Consider the following 16,293-nt stretch of genomic DNA (forward strand, 5'->3'; position numbering starts at 1 on the left):
ACGTTGAAAAGTGCGGGGATGAGGTGTGGCTAGCGGTGAAATTCCAATCGAACTCGGAGATAGCTGGTTCTCCCCGAAATAGCTTTAGGGCTAGCCTCGGAATAAAGAGTCTTGGAGGTAGAGCACTGATTGGACTAGGGGCCCTCATCGGGTTACCGAATTCAGTCAAACTCCGAATGCCAAGTACTTATGTCCGGGAGTCAGACGGTGAGTGCTAAGATCCATCGTCAAAAGGGAAACAGCCCAGACCATCAGCTAAGGCCCCCAAGTGTATGTTAAGTGGGAAACGATGTGGAGTTGCCCAGACAACCAGGATGTTGGCTTAGAAGCAGCCATCATTTAAAGAGTGCGTAATAGCTCACTGGTCGAGTGACTCTGCGCGGAAAATGTAACGGGGCTAAACATACCGCCGAAGCTATGGCAGTCCTTATGGACTGGGTAGGGGAGCGTTCCAAGTAGCAGTGAAGCCGTATCGTGAGGAGCGGTGGAGCGCTTGGAAGTGAGAATGCCGGTGTAAGTAGCGAAAAGACAAGTGAGAATCTTGTCCACCGAAAGCCTAAGGTTTCCTGGGGAAGGCTCGTCCTCCCAGGGTTAGTCGGGACCTAAGCTGAGGCCGAAAGGCGTAGGCGATGGACAACTGGTTGATATTCCAGTACCACCTCTGTTCCGCTTGAGCAATGGCGTGACGCAGGAGGATAGGGTGAGCGGCCTATTGGATGGCCGTCTAAGCAGTAAGTGTGGTGTGTAGGCAAATCCGCACACCAATAAGCACAAGCTGTGATGGCGAGGGAAATATAAGTACCGAAGTCCCTGATTTCACACTGCCAAGAAAAGCGTCTAGCGAGGAACAAGGTGCCCGTACCGCAAACCGACACAGGTAGGCGAGGAGAGAATCCTAAGGTGCGCGGGATAACTCTTGCTAAGGAACTCGGCAAAATGGCCCCGTAACTTCGGGAGAAGGGGCGCCTCGGTAGGGTTTATAGCCCGAGGAGGCCGCAGTGAAAAGGCCCAAGCGACTGTTTAGCAAAAACACAGGTCTCTGCGAAGCCGCAAGGCGAAGTATAGGGGCTGACGCCTGCCCGGTGCTGGAAGGTTAAGGGGATGGGTTAGCGCAAGCGAAGCTTTGAACCGAAGCCCCAGTAAACGGCGGCCGTAACTATAACGGTCCTAAGGTAGCGAAATTCCTTGTCGGGTAAGTTCCGACCCGCACGAAAGGCGTAACGACTTGGGCGCTGTCTCGGCAAGAGACCCGGTGAAATCATAATACCTGTGAAGATGCAGGTTACCCGCGACAAGACGGAAAGACCCCATGGAGCTTTACTGTAGCCTGGTATTGAAACTTTGTGCATCATGTACAGAATAGGTGGGAAGCTGTGAAGCGAGGGCGCCAGCCTTCGTGGAGCTGTCGTTGGGATACCACCCTTGATGTACGGAGTTTCTAACTTGCCGCCCTTATCGGGTGGAAGGACCATGCCAGGTGGGCAGTTTGACTGGGGCGGTCGCCTCCTAAAGAGTAACGGAGGCGCCCAAAGGTTCCCTCAGAATGGTCGGAAATCATTCGTAGAGTGTAAAGGCACAAGGGAGCTTGACTGCGAGACCTACAAGTCGAGCAGGGACGAAAGTCGGGCTTAGTGATCCGGTGGTTCCGCATGGAAGGGCCATCGCTCAACGGATAAAAGCTACCCTGGGGATAACAGGCTTATCTCCCCCAAGAGTCCACATCGACGGGGAGGTTTGGCACCTCGATGTCGGCTCATCGCATCCTGGGGCTGAAGTAGGTCCCAAGGGTTGGGCTGTTCGCCCATTAAAGCGGTACGCGAGCTGGGTTCAGAACGTCGTGAGACAGTTCGGTCCCTATCTGTCGCGGGCGTAGGAAGTTTGAGGAGAGCTGTCCTTAGTACGAGAGGACCGGGATGGACGCACCTCTGGTGCACCAGTTGTCACGCCAGTGGCACAGCTGGGTAGCTATGTGCGGACGGGATAAGCGCTGAAAGCATCTAAGCGTGAAGCCCCCTTCAAGATGAGACTTCCCATAGCGCAAGCTAGTAAGACCCCTTATAGACGATGAGGTTGATAGGTTCGGTGTGGAAGTGCAGTAATGCATGGAGCTGACGAATACTAATCGGTCGAGGACTTATCCACATTGCCTTTATGCTGACTTTCATTATCTAGTTTTGAAAGAACAATTCTTTCACATTGTTCCTCAGTAGCTCAATGGTGGAGCAACCGGCTGTTAACCGGTAGGCTGGCGGTTCGAGTCCGTCCTGAGGAGCCATATAAGGAGAGTTACCCAAGAGGCCGAAGGGGACGGTTTGCTAAACCGTTAGTATGCGTAAGCGTAGCGAGGGTTCGAATCCCTCACTCTCCGCCATATTGTTTTCTCTAGATCGTGGCGGTGTAGCTCAGCTGGCTAGAGCGTTCGGTTCATACCCGAAAGGTCGGGGGTTCGATCCCCTCCGCCGCTACCAGTTCTTATAACTCCTGCGGTCGTGGTGGAATTGGCAGACACACCATCTTGAGGGGGTGGCGGGGCGACCCGTGCGAGTTCGAGTCTCGCCGACCGCACCATTAAGAGAAAAATTATCTTGGCCCGTTGGTGAAGCGGTTTAACACAGCAGCCTTTCACGCTGTCATACAGGGGTTCGAATCCCCTACGGGTCACCATTTATCTGGAGGATTAGCTCAGCTGGGAGAGCATCTGCCTTACAAGCAGAGGGTCGGCGGTTCGATCCCGTCATCCTCCACCATTAATTCTTCCTATTATCGCGGGGTGGAGCAGTTCGGTAGCTCGTCGGGCTCATAACCCGAAGGTCGCAGGTTCAAATCCTGTCCCCGCAACCAAAATTTTGGAGCTGTGGTGAAGTTGGAGTTCACGCCGGTCTGTCACACCGGAGGTCGCGGGTTCGAGTCCCGTCAGCTCCGCCATTTATTCAATTGGTGGAATAAGATTTTTATCGTGTATTGGAATTACTATTATAGAAATAATAAGGCTCGGTAGCTCAGTCGGTAGAGCAGAGGACTGAAAATCCTCGTGTCGGCGGTTCGATTCCGTCCCGAGCCACCATTGTAAATAATGCCGGTGTAGCTCAATTGGTAGAGCACCTGACTTGTAATCAGGGGGTTGTGGGTTCAAGTCCTATCGCCGGCACCATTTTGGTGGGGTATAGCCAAGCGGTAAGGCAACGGACTTTGACTCCGTCATTCCCAGGTTCAAATCCTGGTACCCCAGCCATTATGAGCCATTAGCTCAGTTGGTAGAGCATCTGACTTTTAATCAGAGGGTCGAAGGTTCGAGTCCTTCATGGCTCACCAGTTTCATATGCGGGTGTGGCGGAATTGGCAGACGCACCAGATTTAGGTTCTGGCGGGCGACCGTGGGGGTTCAAGTCCCTCCACCCGCACCACACATGTAAAGTAGAAAGCCGCAAATATTGCAGGCTTTTTTTGTTTATATCATTTATTGTCACGTAAACCATTTAAAAAACGTCATATAAAGAGCTACCTATAAAAATCAATTACTACAAATCATATAAAAGCTTCGTCAGCATTGTTGATGAAGCTTTTTTCTACTATTAGGGTGCAAGTTACATTAATAGTGATCCATTAACAATGGAACTACATAGCTTTGTTTTTCTATACATAGAAGGCGTGGTTAAAGCTACTCGATTGTCATAGATTTCTTTGGCTAACGGAAGATGATACATGGCGCAGGAAATGACAAGGTAAAAACCGAATGTTTTATGCAATAGAATTTAATGAAGTTTATAATTCAAAGAGTATTTACTAAAACTTAACACTTGTTCTTCCAGATATCTTCCAGTAACTTGGTAGAAGGAAAACAATCATTACATGAAACATCCAAATAATAAATCGAAACATGACAATGTAATCAAAAAGGGGTTGTAAATATGAGTATGATCCAGATGGATCGTCCCCATCACTCTATAGAAGATCTAATACTGAATATTGAAAAAGTCCTTATCGGTAAAAGAAAAATGATAGAACTTGGCTTGGTTGCTTTATTGGCAAAAGGTCATGTTTTACTAGAGGATGTACCTGGTGTAGGAAAAACAATGTTTGTACGTGCGTTAGCTAAATCGATTGGTGGAGAATTTAAACGGATTCAATTTACTCCAGATCTCCTTCCTACTGATGTAACGGGTGTATCCATTTACAATCAAAAAACAATGGAGTTTGAATTCCGTAAAGGGCCTCTGTTTGCAAATGTGGTGCTTGCTGATGAAATTAACCGCACCTCACCAAAAACGCAATCTGCCCTATTAGAGGCGATGGAGGAGCACTCTGTAACGATTGATGGCAATACCTATGAGTTAAATCAGCCATTTTTTGTTATGGCGACACAGAACCCTCTTGAATACGAAGGAACATTTCCGCTTCCGGAAGCACAGCTAGATCGTTTTTTGTTGCAACTGCAGCTTGGGTATCCAACAGAAAAAGAAGAAATGGCCATTCTAACTCGTATGGGTGCTGTTCACCCTATAGAGAGCTTGAAGGCTGTTATTAGTGTACAAGAAATCGTTCAATTACAAGCGATGATTACTCAAATCAAAGTAACAGACTCAGTGAAAGAGTATATGGTAAGGCTTTCTCAGAAAACAAGGAGCAACCCAAGCGTCTACTTAGGAATTAGCCCTCGTGGAACATTGGCTCTATGCCGGGCTGCCCAAGCTTATGCTTTTATCCAAGGTCGTGATTACGTTATCCCAGACGATGTAAAGGTGCTAGTACCTCCTATCTTTAGACATCGCCTAATTTTGAAGCCAGAGGCACGAATGGATGGGGAAACACCGGAGCGCTTCATCAGCCGGTTGTTACAAGAGACACGAGTTCCTGTACATTGAGAGGACGGTGTCTAAATGAAACAGAGAAAGTATAACAAAGCCTTATTGGCGCTATTAGTGCTGATTTGTTATGTATATGCACAATTTCAAGGTGGTTTTGTCAGTTGGTTTTTATTTTATAGCGCTTGTATACTTGGAATTTATGAAGGATTAACATACTTGTTGATGTTTGCAACCTTGGAGGTTACGCGAGAGGTGGATCGCCAAAGACTTAAAGAAGGCGATGATGTAATGATAACACTAACCTTCCGCAGAAGATTTTGGTTTCCGCTTGGCTGGAACTTGATTGTCGAACCTCTTCCTGATAAATTATCAGGTTACTTTGAACCGCATCAACAAGTAATCTTTCCAGGATTCAAAAGAGAACAGGTCATTCATTATTTAATTCCAGCCATCCCACGTGGACATTACCAGATGAAAGAATGCATTCTGGTCGGTGGCGACTTTTTTGGCTTTTTACATCGCCAGAAGAAAATAGAGCTTTTTAATGATTTTTTGGTTTACCCTAGCTATAAGCAAATTAGCCATTGGTCCGCAGGAGACGGGCGTATTAGTGGCAATGTACATGTAGCACACCTGCGCTCAGATGATGTAGCAGCTGTCAGAGGCGTCCGAGAGTACCAGAGAGGGGATCGGTTAAGCCAGATTCATTGGAGGGCATCTGCTAGGGGCCACGGGCTTAAAACGAAGGAATTCGAACATCAGGCTATGAATCAGTTAATTTTCTTTCTAGACGTACAGAAGCCTGCATCAACTCAAATTCATCATCATATTTTTGAAACCAGTGTAAAGCTGACCGCCAGCCTTATTTACTATTCAAGCATTAATATGCATTCGTATGGTTTTGTAGCACGCGGAAAAGAGCGAATCATTATACCGCCAGCTATTTCACAGCAGCATTTTTTTCGGGTATTTGATCAGCTAGCCAGAGTTCATTCGGATGGCGAAGATTCTTTTGCGAGAGTGATCGGGAGGGAGGCAATGGAATTTCCCAAAGGATATACTCTAGTACTGATTACCTCTGCATTGACAAAAGACCTCGTGCTGCAAGTGGGCAATTTAGCTAGGTCTGGACGTAACATTCAATTGTTCTGGGTACACGATCATGTGATTCCAACTGTGGAGGAAAACGAAGCATTAAAGCGATTAAGATCTGTGAAAGTAATGTGTACACCAGTTCATGTGGATGCATATGAAGAGCTAAAACAGATAGGGGGTGCCTAAGATGTTAGGAGCATCCTTTTTAAAGCAAAAAAAAGCGCTAGAATGGCTATCTGCCTTATTTTTGTTTTTATTGTTACGTGAATGGCTGTTACCGCTGCCCTCCCTTTCAGATACAGGGAGCATCAGTAGCTTTCTCTATCTGGTTGCAGGGATCATTTTAGTAGATATGACCTTCCGAAGTCACTGGCTGGGTTTATTGATTAAAATCATCGGTACTCTTGTCATCTTCCATTCCGCTTTTGTGGAAATTTCATTGTTTAATCCGGAGTGGATTTTGCAAACATTGCAAGCAGTAAGTGAAGACTTTAGCAGGATAGTTAATCAAGAGTGGACAAATATGAGTATCATTTCAAGAAATCTGCTTTTTTCGGGCATGATTTTAGTATTGGTGTCCCTTCTTAATTACTTAGTGCTAGAGCAAAGACAAGGATTATGGTTTGTATTTATCACCATTTCGTACCTTGCTGTATTAGATACCTTCATGCCTTTTAATGGTAGTGGGGCGATCATGCGGACGTTGATGATTGGCTTTATGCTAATTACGACCCTGCATTTATCAGCTATTCAGAAGGGATTTATCTATCGAGGAACGCAATCTGCAATCTGGAAAACGCTTGTAGTTCCATTAATGATCGTTTCATTAGCAATAGGGGTAGGATACGCGTCCCCAAAGGCAGAGCCTAACTGGCCTGATCCGATCGGTTTTCTGCAAGGAAAATCTGTAACTGGTCAGAGCGAAGCGATCCGCAGAGTGGGATATGACACCAATGATAAGACGCTGGGAGGTCCCTTTCAGCAGGATGATACTAAGGTATTTACAATTACCACAAATGATAAATATTACTTGCGCGGGGATGCTAAGGATGTATATACCGGCAAAGGCTGGATAAAAAGCGATAAACAATTGGAGTCCATTGTACATCCTAAAAACTATATTTGGAATGACACGCTTTTTTCCGGATTGGAAACCAAAAAGGTCATGGCTGTTGTGCAGGCGGAGGGAGAACAGCTACCGGCCATTTTTTATCCAGGGCAGCTTAAAGGCATTGAAGAGTTAAACCCAGAAAATACAACATTAACCTATGATACGATTTCTCAGGGGATTCTTACCTTTAATGGAGCTATGCAAAAGGATTCAAATAGTCGCCTGTTTGTTGAAAGAGACGATAGCACTTTGATTCCTACACCTGTTCAGCAGTATATGGACCATTATCAGCTGCAAGCCGAGATTCCCGTGATTAGTGAAAAGAAAATCATTGCGGCGGGGACCAATTATCCAAAAGATATAGAAGAACGTTACCTGCAATTGCCTAACAGTCTTCCTGATCGGATCAAGCAGCTAGCTGAAAAAATTACGGAAGGATCAAACAATCCGTACGATAAAGCGAGAGCGATAGAGAATTATTTGCGCTCTCCAGGCAGATATCGCTATGAAACGAAAGATGTACCAATACCTAAGGAAGGACAAGACTTTGTAGATCAATTTCTATTTGAAACCATGAGAGGCTACTGCGATCATTTTTCAACTTCGATGGTGGTCATGCTTCGTTCTATTGATATACCCGCACGTTGGGTAAAAGGATTTGCTCCCGGTCAGGAGATTAGTCGTGATGCGAACAATAATATGACGATTGAAGTGAGAAATAGAGATGCACACTCCTGGGTTGAGGTTTACTTCCCAGGTAGCGGCTGGATACCGTTTGAGGCAACAGCTTCTTTTACATCTCCACTACAAGTAAATTATGATCGCCTTGCTAATGAGGCCAATGAGTTCAATATTCCTGCTTCTACAGAGGAAAAAGAAGCGAACAAGCCTAAACAGTTAGATCAAATGGAAGAAGCAGACAAGCCTGTAGTGAAAACAAGTGCCGGATTCTCATGGAGCTGGCTATGGGGAATTGGTATTTTGATAGCAGTTGGTGTATGGGTTCTGTGGAAAAAACGTCAGGAGATGTATTTATGGTGGCTGCAGCGGAAAATGACACAATACGCTCAGGATGATTTTCCACGCAGATTTACGTTAGTGTTAACGATATTTGAAAAAATGGTTTCCCCACGCTATTCAGGTGAAACGCTGCGCGAGTATGTGAATCGTCTCCAAATTAGTGGAGATGAGCGTCAGGATTTACTTTATTTAACAACTATTTATGAAAAAATGTTGTATGGCTTGAAGGAAATGGAAGGGAAAACGAGATCGTTGTGGCAACAGACCATTGAGCGTTTGTTGCGCCAAATGAAACCTTGATCATTTCCCCATCATCTGCTAGAATTTTTGACAATATGATACTTTGGTAGCAGTAAGCAGGAGAAACGGTACTGCCTCTTTTTTGAATGACAACGTTAAAGACAGGGACATTTGCCCTTAGAAGATGTCAGACGATTTCATCTACGGGTGGGTGGCCTGTCTTTTTGATGGAACGGGAGAAATTTTTTTCTTCATACCAAAAAAGAGAAAGGGAGATAATATCTTCAAGAACGTTTTGGACATGTCTACTGAGTGCACGAGTATACAAGGTTAAGGGAGGATCTTTCCGTGGAAAAGCCGTTGGAATTAGTGGTAGTAATAGACTTTGGGGGGCAATATAACCAATTGATCGCAAGACGTGTACGTGATTTAGGCGTATACAGTGAGTTGTTGCCTTTCAATACACCAGTGGAAAAAATTAAGGAGCTTAACCCAAAAGGGATTATTTTCTCTGGAGGACCGGCTAGTGTATACGAAGAAGGAGCACCACAAATTGATCCAGCAATTTTTGACTTAGGTGTACCTATCTTGGGTATTTGCTATGGAATGCAATTAATGTCCCAAACATTGAAGGGCAAAGTAGAACGTGCCGGTAAACGTGAATACGGAAAAGCAGAAATACGTCTTGAAAACAAACATGATCTATACAGCAACTGGGAACCTTCTGAGGTTGTATGGATGAGCCACACAGATAAAGTAGTAGAATTGCCAGAAGGCTTCGTGATCGACGCAGTGAGCGACTCTTGCCCGATTGCTGCTATCAGTCATCCAGAGCGTAACCTATATGGTGTACAATTCCACCCAGAAGTTCGTCATACTGTAAAAGGACATGAATTTGTAAGCAACTTTCTATTCAATATTTGTAAATGCGCTGGCGACTGGAGCATGACGACATTTATTGAAGACAAGATCAAAGAAATTCGCGAAACCGTTGGAAATAAAAACGTATTATGTGCTTTGAGCGGCGGAGTAGATTCTTCTGTAGTTGCGGCTCTTATTCATCGTGCGATCGGTGATCAACTAACTTGCATGTTTGTTGACCATGGATTGTTGCGTAAAGGTGAAGCGGAAAGCGTAATGGATACGTTCGTTGGCAAATTTGATATGAAGGTAATCAAAATTGATGCTCGTGAACGTTTCTTAAACAAATTAAAAGGTGTAACTGACCCAGAGCAAAAACGTAAGATCATCGGTAACGAATTCATCTATGTATTTGATGAAGAGGCAGCTAAGCTTACGGATATGGACTTCCTAGCTCAGGGTACATTGTACACGGACATTGTTGAGAGTGGGACAGCTACTGCTCAAACGATTAAATCTCACCACAATGTAGGCGGCTTGCCAGAGGACATGACGTTTAAGCTAATCGAGCCTTTGGACACACTATTCAAGGATGAAGTACGTAAATTAGGTTCAGAGCTAGGCCTTCCTGATGCAATCGTATGGAGACAGCCTTTCCCAGGTCCTGGACTAGGTATTCGTGTTTTAGGCGAAATTACTGAAGAGAAACTAGAAATTGTTCGTGAATCTGATGCTATCTTGCGTGAAGAAATCCAAAAAGCTGGTTTGGACCGTGAGATTTGGCAATACTTCACTGCATTGCCTGACATGAAGAGTGTAGGGGTAATGGGTGATGCACGTACGTACTCTTATACAGTAGGGATTCGTGCGGTAACGTCTATTGATGGTATGACAGCAGACTGGGCTCGCATTCCATGGGATATACTAGAGAAAATTTCTGTACGTATTGTTAACGAAGTGGACAACGTAAACCGTATTGTGTACGATGTTACTTCTAAACCGCCTGCAACTATCGAGTGGGAATAGTAAATACGTATAATTCATATTAAATTAACATGAACGTTCGTGTTTTATGTTGACAGCGTGCGATGTTCTTGTTAAACTTTCGTTGTAAGATAGAAGTTCGAGTTTTTGTTCGGATTTTCGACTTATAACGACTTGTTTAGCAGGAATTATCGCACGTTTTTTATTTATTACCGAATGTTATACGTCATTATTTGAACGAAACTTGTCTTTTTAGCAATATGACTTAAAGAGGTTACTATTAGGAGGGACAAAGGGTGCGTAAGTATTTTGAGTTTGATCGACATGGCACCACGTATCGTCGAGAGATAATTGCTGGTTTAACAACCTTTTTGGCAATGGCATATATTTTAGCCGTCAATCCAAACATTTTAAGCGGGGCAGGATTGCCGCCGGAGCTACAAGCAAAATTCCCTCCGCATGATGCGGTGTTTACTGCTACAGCGCTTGCTGCGGCTATTGGTACACTTATTATGGGGATTGTCGGTAAATTACCGATCGGTCAAGCACCGGGTATGGGTTTAAATGCGTTCTTTGCTTTTACAGCAGTTCTAACTATGCAAATTCCTTGGCAACAAGCTTTGGCTGGTGTGTTTGTTTCTTGTACTTTGTTTCTCATCCTGTCTTTAACAGGTATTCGTTCGCAGATTATTGATGCCATTCCGCAGAATCTCAAGAATGCTACAACAGCAGGTATTGGCTTGTTTATCGCTTTTATGGGTCTAAAGAATGCTGGGATTATTATAGATTCACCAGCTACCTTAGTCACAATGGGACATTTAAGCTTTAAAGAAGGAATGGATGCTACTCAAATTCTAGGAGTGAAAAATGCGCTGCTAGCAGTCTTTGGACTACTGGTTACGGGGGTTTTATTAGCAAGACGTATTCACGCCGGAGTATTCCTTGGAATGTTGGTCACAGCGATTGCCGGCATGATTTTTGGAGTGGTAGAGCTTCCTTCCCAAGTGGTATCGGCTCCTCCTAGCTTAGCTCCGACACTTGGTGTTGCCTTACCATATTTATTAGATCCGAGTGTTATTTTTTCTCAAGGCATGTTCATTGTTGTGTTCACCTTTTTATTCGTTGATTTCTTTGATACAACCGGTACATTGCTAGGCGTTTGCAATCAGGCAGGGCTTTTGAAGGATGGGAAGCTGGAGCGTCCTGGGTCGGCACTTGCTTCTGATGCTGTTGCTGGAATGGCAGGTGCGCTGTTAGGGACCTCTACAACAACAAGCTATATTGAATCAACTGCTGGTGTTGCCGCAGGAGGTAGAACTGGCTTTACGGCAGTAGTCATCGGAATTATGTTCCTGCTGTCTCTGTTCTTCTTTCCATTGCTGTCTGTTATTACTCCCGCTGTTACAGCACCTGCCTTGATTATTGTAGGTGTACTGATGGCTAGTAGCCTACGCAATATTGAGTGGGATAAGCTAGAAGAAGCATTACCGGCCTTCCTTACCATGCTAATGATGCCTTTATCTTCTAGTATTGCAGCAGGTATTGCTTGTGGATTCATTTTCTATCCAGTGACGAAAGCATGTAAAGGCCAAGCACGTGAAGTTCACCCGGCGATGTATGTACTATTTGTTATCTTCCTGGTTTACTTCATTTGGTTCCGTGAATAGGTTGTTTTATCAAAAGCTACTAGCTTTGATATTTACAATATTTGATTTTGGAATATCACTAGATTATCACCATGAAAAAGTCTTCTTGAACTGTCTTCATTTGAGTCAGATCGGAAGGCTTTTTCTTTTTGGTGTAAGGAATTGAATAAAGAAGAATGAAATTTTGGTATAAAACTAAAATGTTCGTGTTTTGTTGACGTTTTATAATTTATTTTGTTAAACTGAACGTGAAATGATCTTAAATACGTAAAATGAAAAATGGAAGATCAAGGGGGAAGCGGCGTGGTTACACCGATTGTTGGAGTCATTATGGGAAGTACTTCTGATTGGGAAACAATGAAGGAAGCTTGCCACATACTAGAGGAGATGCAGATTCCCTATGAAAAGCAGGTAGTTTCTGCTCATCGTACGCCTGATCTGATGTTTACGTATGCAGAGACTGCTAAAGAGAGAGGTCTGAAGGTAATTATTGCTGGAGCCGGTGGAGCTGCTCATCTTCCGGGAATGGTAGCGGCAAAGACCATTCTTCCTGTCATCGGTGTGCCAGTGAAATCAGCCGCTTTAAACGGATTAGATTCTTTATTGTCGATCGTGCAAATGCCGGGTGGCGTTCCGGTTGCTACCGTAGCGATAGGTAAGGCAGGGGCTATAAATGCTAGTTTGTTAGCAGCGCAAATGATCGGGATGAATGACGAGGAGATAAGTCGACGTTTAACCGAACGAAGAGAAGCTATCCAAAAAAAGGTGATGGAAGCGAGCGAGTTGCCTCATGAATAAACAGAAGCAAATCAAACCGGGCAGTACCATTGGCTTGCTAGGCGGAGGACAGCTAGGAAGAATGATTACACTCGCTGGCAGAGCGATGGGGTATCGGTTTGTAGTGCTAGATCCTACAGAGGATTCACCATGTGGTCAGGTAAGCGATCGGCAAATCGTCGCAGGATATGATGATCAGCTAGCGGCGCGAAAATTAGCCCAGCTCAGTGATGTGATTACCTATGAATTTGAGAACGTGGATGCTGGTGTTGCAGCCATTTTAGAAGAAGAAGCTTTTGTGCCACAGGGAAGTAAGCTATTGGGCATTACACAACACCGCGTTAAGGAGAAGACTACGATTCAAGTCTATGGTTTGCCTGTAGCACCTTTTCGAATCGTCGCTTCAGCAGAGGACGTGAGAGAGGCTGTTGCAGAGCTGGGCTTGCCTGCTGTTATGAAGACAGCTACAGGAGGCTATGACGGTAAGGGGCAGTGGGTATTACGCTCTTTGGAAGAAATAGAAGAAGCTTTTTCGTGCCTTGCAAAAGCTAAAACAGAACTGATCGTTGAAAAATTTATCCCTTTTACAAAGGAGCTATCTGTAATCGTAGCTCGTAATGTATCAGGGGAAGTAGCAGTCTTTCCTACAGCCGAAAATATTCACCGAGATAACATTTTGCATCAGAGTATAGTCCCAGCTCGGATTGATATAAAAATTCAACAGCAGGCTGAGCAAATAGCCATAGAGTTGGCAGAAAAGCTGGAGATGGTTGGGTTGCTTGCAGTCGAGATGTTTCTGACAAAGGAGGGGGAGCTTTATATAAACGAGATGGCTCCGCGTCCCCACAATTCAGGTCATTATACAATGGACGCCTGTTTCACCTCGCAATTTGAGCAGCATATTCGAGCAATCAGTAACTTGCCACTTGGCTCCACGAAGTTGCTTAGTCCGGTCGTTATGGTTAATATTTTAGGTGAGCATATAGCACCTTTACTCAAAAAAATAGATCAACTACCCAAGAAAGCAAAATTGCATTTGTACGGAAAACAAGAGGCCAAAGAAAAGCGAAAAATGGGTCATATAAATCTTGTAGCCGAATCGGTAGATGTAGCACTGCAACAGGCTGAAAAACTTGGAATATGGTCATAAACGGAGGAATGAACAAATGATTGAACGCTATTCAAGACCAGAAATGCGCGTCATCTGGACAGAAGAAAATAAGTATAAGGCATGGCTGGAAGTAGAGATTTTGGCGTGTGAAGCATGGGCAGAGTTAGGGGTTATTCCAAAAGAGGACGTTGAAAAGCTCTGGAAGAAAGCTAGTTTTGATGTAAACCGTATTTATGAAATCGAACAAGAGACACGTCATGACGTCGTAGCCTTTACTCGTGCTGTTTCGGAAACGATGGAGGGCGATGAAAAAAAATGGGTTCACTATGGCCTAACCTCTACCGATGTAGTAGATACGGCGCTTGGTTATCTGATTCGCCAAGCTAATGAAATTATTGAAAAGGATATTATGGACTTTCTGGAAATTTTAAAACAGAAAGCGATTGAACACAAAGATACAGTTATGATGGGGCGTACACATGGAGTTCATGCCGAGCCAACTACCTTTGGGTTGAAAATAGCACTATGGTATGAAGAAATGAAGCGTAATTTGGCAAGATTCCGTGCTGCACGTGTGGAAGTAGAAGCGGGCAAAATGTCAGGGGCAGTTGGCACGTATGCGAACATTGATCCATATGTAGAACAGCATGTATGTAAGAAGCTTGGTCTGACAGCAGCTTCTATCTCGACCCAAACCCTACAGCGTGATCGTCATGCAGAGTATATGGCTACACTCGCATTGATCGCTACTTCTTTAGATAAATTTGCTACAGAAATCAGGGGCTTGCAAAAGAGTGAGATTCGTGAAGTGGAAGAGGCATTTGCAAAAGGACAAAAGGGTTCTTCAGCAATGCCACATAAGCGAAACCCAATAGGCTCTGAGAACATCTCTGGACTTTCTCGTGTTATCCGTGGCCATATGCTGTCTGCTTATGAGAATGTGCCGCTATGGCATGAGCGTGATATTTCGCATTCTTCTGTTGAACGTGTTATTTTACCAGATGCAACACAATTGCTTAACTATATGCTACGTCGCTTTATGAACATCGTGAAGAACCTAACGGTGTTCCCTGAGAATATGAAACGCAACATGGATCGTACCTTTGGATTAATTTATTCACAGCAAGTATTGCTTAAATTAATTGATAAGGGCTTGAGCCGCGAAAAAGCTTACGACACTGTACAACCACGTGCGATGCAAGCTTGGGAGGAGCAGCGTTCGTTTAAAGAGATTATCAGTGAGGATGAAACGGTGAAGGAAATGCTGACCGCAGAAGAGCTGGAGGCATGCTTTGACTATCGTTATCATTTGAAGCATGTGGACACTATTTTTACCCGATTGGGATTGACTGAAAGTAAGTAATCGTTCTTTTGAAGGATCAATAACAGCAAAAAATAGGCTTTTCAGAAGCTCATTTCGAGTTCATGAAAAGCCTATTTCCTTTTCTCTTTTTTAGGAAGACGAATCTCTTACATTCGGTTCCTTTTTACACTAAATTCTCAGGATTCAAGCCTTGTAGTTCAGGCAAGACGAAGATACCGTCCTTACGAATTAACACGTCATCAAACCAGATTTCTCCCCCACCATACTCAGGGCGTTGGATTTGTACCAAATCCCAGTGGATAGAGGAGCGGTTACCGTTATCAGCAATATCGTAGGCATTACCAGGTGTAAAGTGGAAGCTTCCCGCGATCTTTTCATCGAATAAGATGTCGCCCATTGGCTGTAGGATGTGAGGGTTAAATCCGATTGCAAACTCCCCAATGTAGCGGGCACCTTCATCTGTATCTAAAATTGTATTTAACAAGGCTGTATTACTGCTAGTAGCTTCTACGATCTTACCTTCTTTAAACGTAAGCTTCACGTCTGTAAAGGTCGTACTATGATAATTGGTTTTTGCATTGTAATAAACAGTACCTTCTACGGAATTACGCACAGGGGAGGTATAGCATTCGCCATCTGGAATATTTGCTTTACCATCGCATTTGATAGTTGGAATTCCCTTAATGGAGAATCGTAGATCAGTGTCTGGGCCTACAATGCGCACACGGTCTGTTTTATTCATTAATTCCACTAAGGGGTCCATTGCTTTGGACATTTTCGCATAATCTAGATTGCATACAGAGAAGTAAAAATCTTCAAAGCCTTCCAAGCTCATGTTAGCAGCTTGGGCCATGGCTTTGTTTGGATAACGAAGTACGACCCAGCGTTTATTTGGAACGCGTTCCTTCAGATGGACTGTGCTGTAATAAATTCGAGAATAAAGCCCCATTTTCTCTTCTGGAATATCAGAGTACTCATTTACATTTTCAAAGGCACGTACCCCGATATACGCATCCATATCTTCCATGCGTGCTAATTCATGCTTGGCAAAAAGAGCCATATGCTCTTCGCTTGAGCCCATAATCAAGGAACGCATAATTTCCTGATCCTTTACGGTAACTACTGGAAGGGCTCCTACTGCAAAAGCTTCACGTACCAGCGCTTTAACCAATGCTGGCTGGAGTCCAATATTTTCGATTAGCACCTTTTCCCCTTTTTGTAAATTCAGAGAGTAACGTATTAATCGGCTTGCAAGTTCATTGATGCGTGAATCCATGCTTTAACACCTCTTTTTATAATATGTACAACATGAATATATC

9 protein-coding genes, 13 tRNA genes and 1 rRNA gene (1 of these 23 cut by a window edge) are annotated in these 16,293 nt (G+C 44.2%); 22 read left to right on the plus strand and 1 reads right to left on the minus strand.

Features of this window, described 5'->3' with window-relative positions; genetic code table 11:
• From GOP56_RS18255 to purB, 22 genes are all read left to right on the plus strand, one after another.
• Positions 1 to 2,142: ribosomal RNA gene (locus tag GOP56_RS18255) — 23S ribosomal RNA — on the plus strand (it extends 788 nt beyond the left edge of the window).
• Positions 2,143 to 2,200: 58 nt separating this feature from the next.
• Positions 2,201 to 2,275, plus strand: a tRNA-Asn gene (locus tag GOP56_RS18260).
• Between the two features lie 5 nt (positions 2,276 to 2,280).
• Positions 2,281 to 2,371, plus strand: a tRNA-Ser gene (locus tag GOP56_RS18265).
• 20 nt (positions 2,372 to 2,391) lie between these two features.
• A tRNA-Met gene (locus tag GOP56_RS18270) sits at positions 2,392 to 2,468 on the plus strand.
• 15 nt (positions 2,469 to 2,483) lie between these two features.
• A tRNA-Leu gene (locus GOP56_RS18275) sits at positions 2,484 to 2,568 on the plus strand.
• Between the two features lie 19 nt (positions 2,569 to 2,587).
• Positions 2,588 to 2,664, plus strand: a tRNA-Glu gene (locus tag GOP56_RS18280).
• 7 nt (positions 2,665 to 2,671) lie between these two features.
• Positions 2,672 to 2,747: transfer RNA gene (locus GOP56_RS18285), tRNA-Val, on the plus strand.
• Between the two features lie 17 nt (positions 2,748 to 2,764).
• Positions 2,765 to 2,841: transfer RNA gene (locus GOP56_RS18290), tRNA-Met, on the plus strand.
• 7 nt (positions 2,842 to 2,848) lie between these two features.
• Positions 2,849 to 2,925, plus strand: a tRNA-Asp gene (locus GOP56_RS18295).
• Between the two features lie 63 nt (positions 2,926 to 2,988).
• Positions 2,989 to 3,064 (plus strand) — tRNA-Phe (locus GOP56_RS18300).
• A gap of 11 nt (positions 3,065 to 3,075) precedes the next feature.
• Positions 3,076 to 3,151: transfer RNA gene (locus tag GOP56_RS18305), tRNA-Thr, on the plus strand.
• Positions 3,152 to 3,157: 6 nt separating this feature from the next.
• Positions 3,158 to 3,232 (plus strand) — tRNA-Gln (locus GOP56_RS18310).
• A 4-nt stretch (positions 3,233 to 3,236) separates the two neighbouring features.
• Positions 3,237 to 3,312: transfer RNA gene (locus GOP56_RS18315), tRNA-Lys, on the plus strand.
• A 9-nt stretch (positions 3,313 to 3,321) separates the two neighbouring features.
• Positions 3,322 to 3,404, plus strand: a tRNA-Leu gene (locus GOP56_RS18320).
• A gap of 504 nt (positions 3,405 to 3,908) precedes the next feature.
• On the plus strand, positions 3,909 to 4,862 hold the full coding sequence (locus GOP56_RS18325; RefSeq protein ID WP_035318754.1) for an AAA family ATPase: 954 nt from the start codon (positions 3,909 to 3,911) through the stop codon (positions 4,860 to 4,862).
• A gap of 15 nt (positions 4,863 to 4,877) precedes the next feature.
• Positions 4,878 to 6,086 carry a DUF58 domain-containing protein gene (locus tag GOP56_RS18330; RefSeq protein WP_022584240.1) on the plus strand — a complete coding sequence of 403 codons (1,209 nt, stop codon included), beginning with the start codon at positions 4,878 to 4,880 and terminating at the stop codon, positions 6,084 to 6,086.
• A 1-nt stretch (position 6,087) separates the two neighbouring features.
• Positions 6,088 to 8,331, plus strand: coding sequence for a transglutaminase TgpA family protein (locus tag GOP56_RS18335; protein ID WP_163246222.1), 2,244 nt, complete (start codon positions 6,088 to 6,090; stop codon positions 8,329 to 8,331).
• Positions 8,332 to 8,619: 288 nt separating this feature from the next.
• Positions 8,620 to 10,158: a glutamine-hydrolyzing GMP synthase gene (gene guaA / locus GOP56_RS18340; protein ID WP_003335708.1), complete on the plus strand. Its 1,539-nt coding sequence runs from the start codon at positions 8,620 to 8,622 to the stop codon at positions 10,156 to 10,158.
• A 254-nt stretch (positions 10,159 to 10,412) separates the two neighbouring features.
• Positions 10,413 to 11,783 (plus strand): NCS2 family permease, encoded by a 1,371-nt coding sequence (locus tag GOP56_RS18345; RefSeq protein ID WP_004432854.1) that lies wholly within the window; start codon positions 10,413 to 10,415, stop codon positions 11,781 to 11,783.
• A gap of 258 nt (positions 11,784 to 12,041) precedes the next feature.
• Entirely contained in the window at positions 12,042 to 12,560 is a 519-nt protein-coding gene (gene purE, locus GOP56_RS18350; protein WP_174250684.1) for a 5-(carboxyamino)imidazole ribonucleotide mutase, read from the plus strand.
• Positions 12,553 to 13,689, plus strand: a complete 1,137-nt coding sequence (gene purK, locus GOP56_RS18355) for a 5-(carboxyamino)imidazole ribonucleotide synthase (protein WP_163246224.1) — start codon at positions 12,553 to 12,555, stop codon at positions 13,687 to 13,689. Before purE ends, purK begins: the two co-directional genes overlap by 8 nt.
• 16 nt (positions 13,690 to 13,705) lie before the next feature.
• Positions 13,706 to 15,013 (plus strand): adenylosuccinate lyase, encoded by a 1,308-nt coding sequence (gene purB / locus GOP56_RS18360; protein ID WP_163246225.1) that lies wholly within the window; start codon positions 13,706 to 13,708, stop codon positions 15,011 to 15,013.
• A gap of 124 nt (positions 15,014 to 15,137) precedes the next feature.
• On the opposite strand, the gene GOP56_RS18365 is transcribed toward purB, so the two are convergent.
• Positions 15,138 to 16,250 (minus strand): aminopeptidase, encoded by a 1,113-nt coding sequence (locus GOP56_RS18365; protein WP_003335703.1) that lies wholly within the window; start codon positions 16,248 to 16,250, stop codon positions 15,138 to 15,140.
• Positions 16,251 to 16,293 lie beyond the last annotated feature (43 nt).

Origin of the sequence: Brevibacillus sp. 7WMA2, from assembly GCF_010748895.1 — a bacterium.
Lineage (GTDB): Bacteria > Bacillota > Bacilli > Brevibacillales > Brevibacillaceae > Brevibacillus_B > Brevibacillus_B halotolerans.

What these genes read in the sequence shown, in the direction of transcription:
- purE (WP_174250684.1), top strand. Translation starts at nt 12,042, where the DNA reads ATGGAAGATCAAGGGGGAAGCGGCGTGGTTACACCGATTGTTGGAGTC.
- GOP56_RS18325 (WP_035318754.1), top strand. Translation starts at nt 3,909, where the DNA reads ATGAGTATGATCCAGATGGATCGTCCCCATCACTCTATAGAAGATCTA.
- GOP56_RS18330 (WP_022584240.1), top strand. Translation starts at nt 4,878, where the DNA reads ATGAAACAGAGAAAGTATAACAAAGCCTTATTGGCGCTATTAGTGCTG.
- purB (WP_163246225.1), top strand. Translation starts at nt 13,706, where the DNA reads ATGATTGAACGCTATTCAAGACCAGAAATGCGCGTCATCTGGACAGAA.
- GOP56_RS18335 (WP_163246222.1), top strand. Translation starts at nt 6,088, where the DNA reads ATGTTAGGAGCATCCTTTTTAAAGCAAAAAAAAGCGCTAGAATGGCTA.
- GOP56_RS18365 (WP_003335703.1), bottom strand. Translation starts at nt 16,250, where the DNA reads ATGGATTCACGCATCAATGAACTTGCAAGCCGATTAATACGTTACTCT.
- purK (WP_163246224.1), top strand. Translation starts at nt 12,553, where the DNA reads ATGAATAAACAGAAGCAAATCAAACCGGGCAGTACCATTGGCTTGCTA.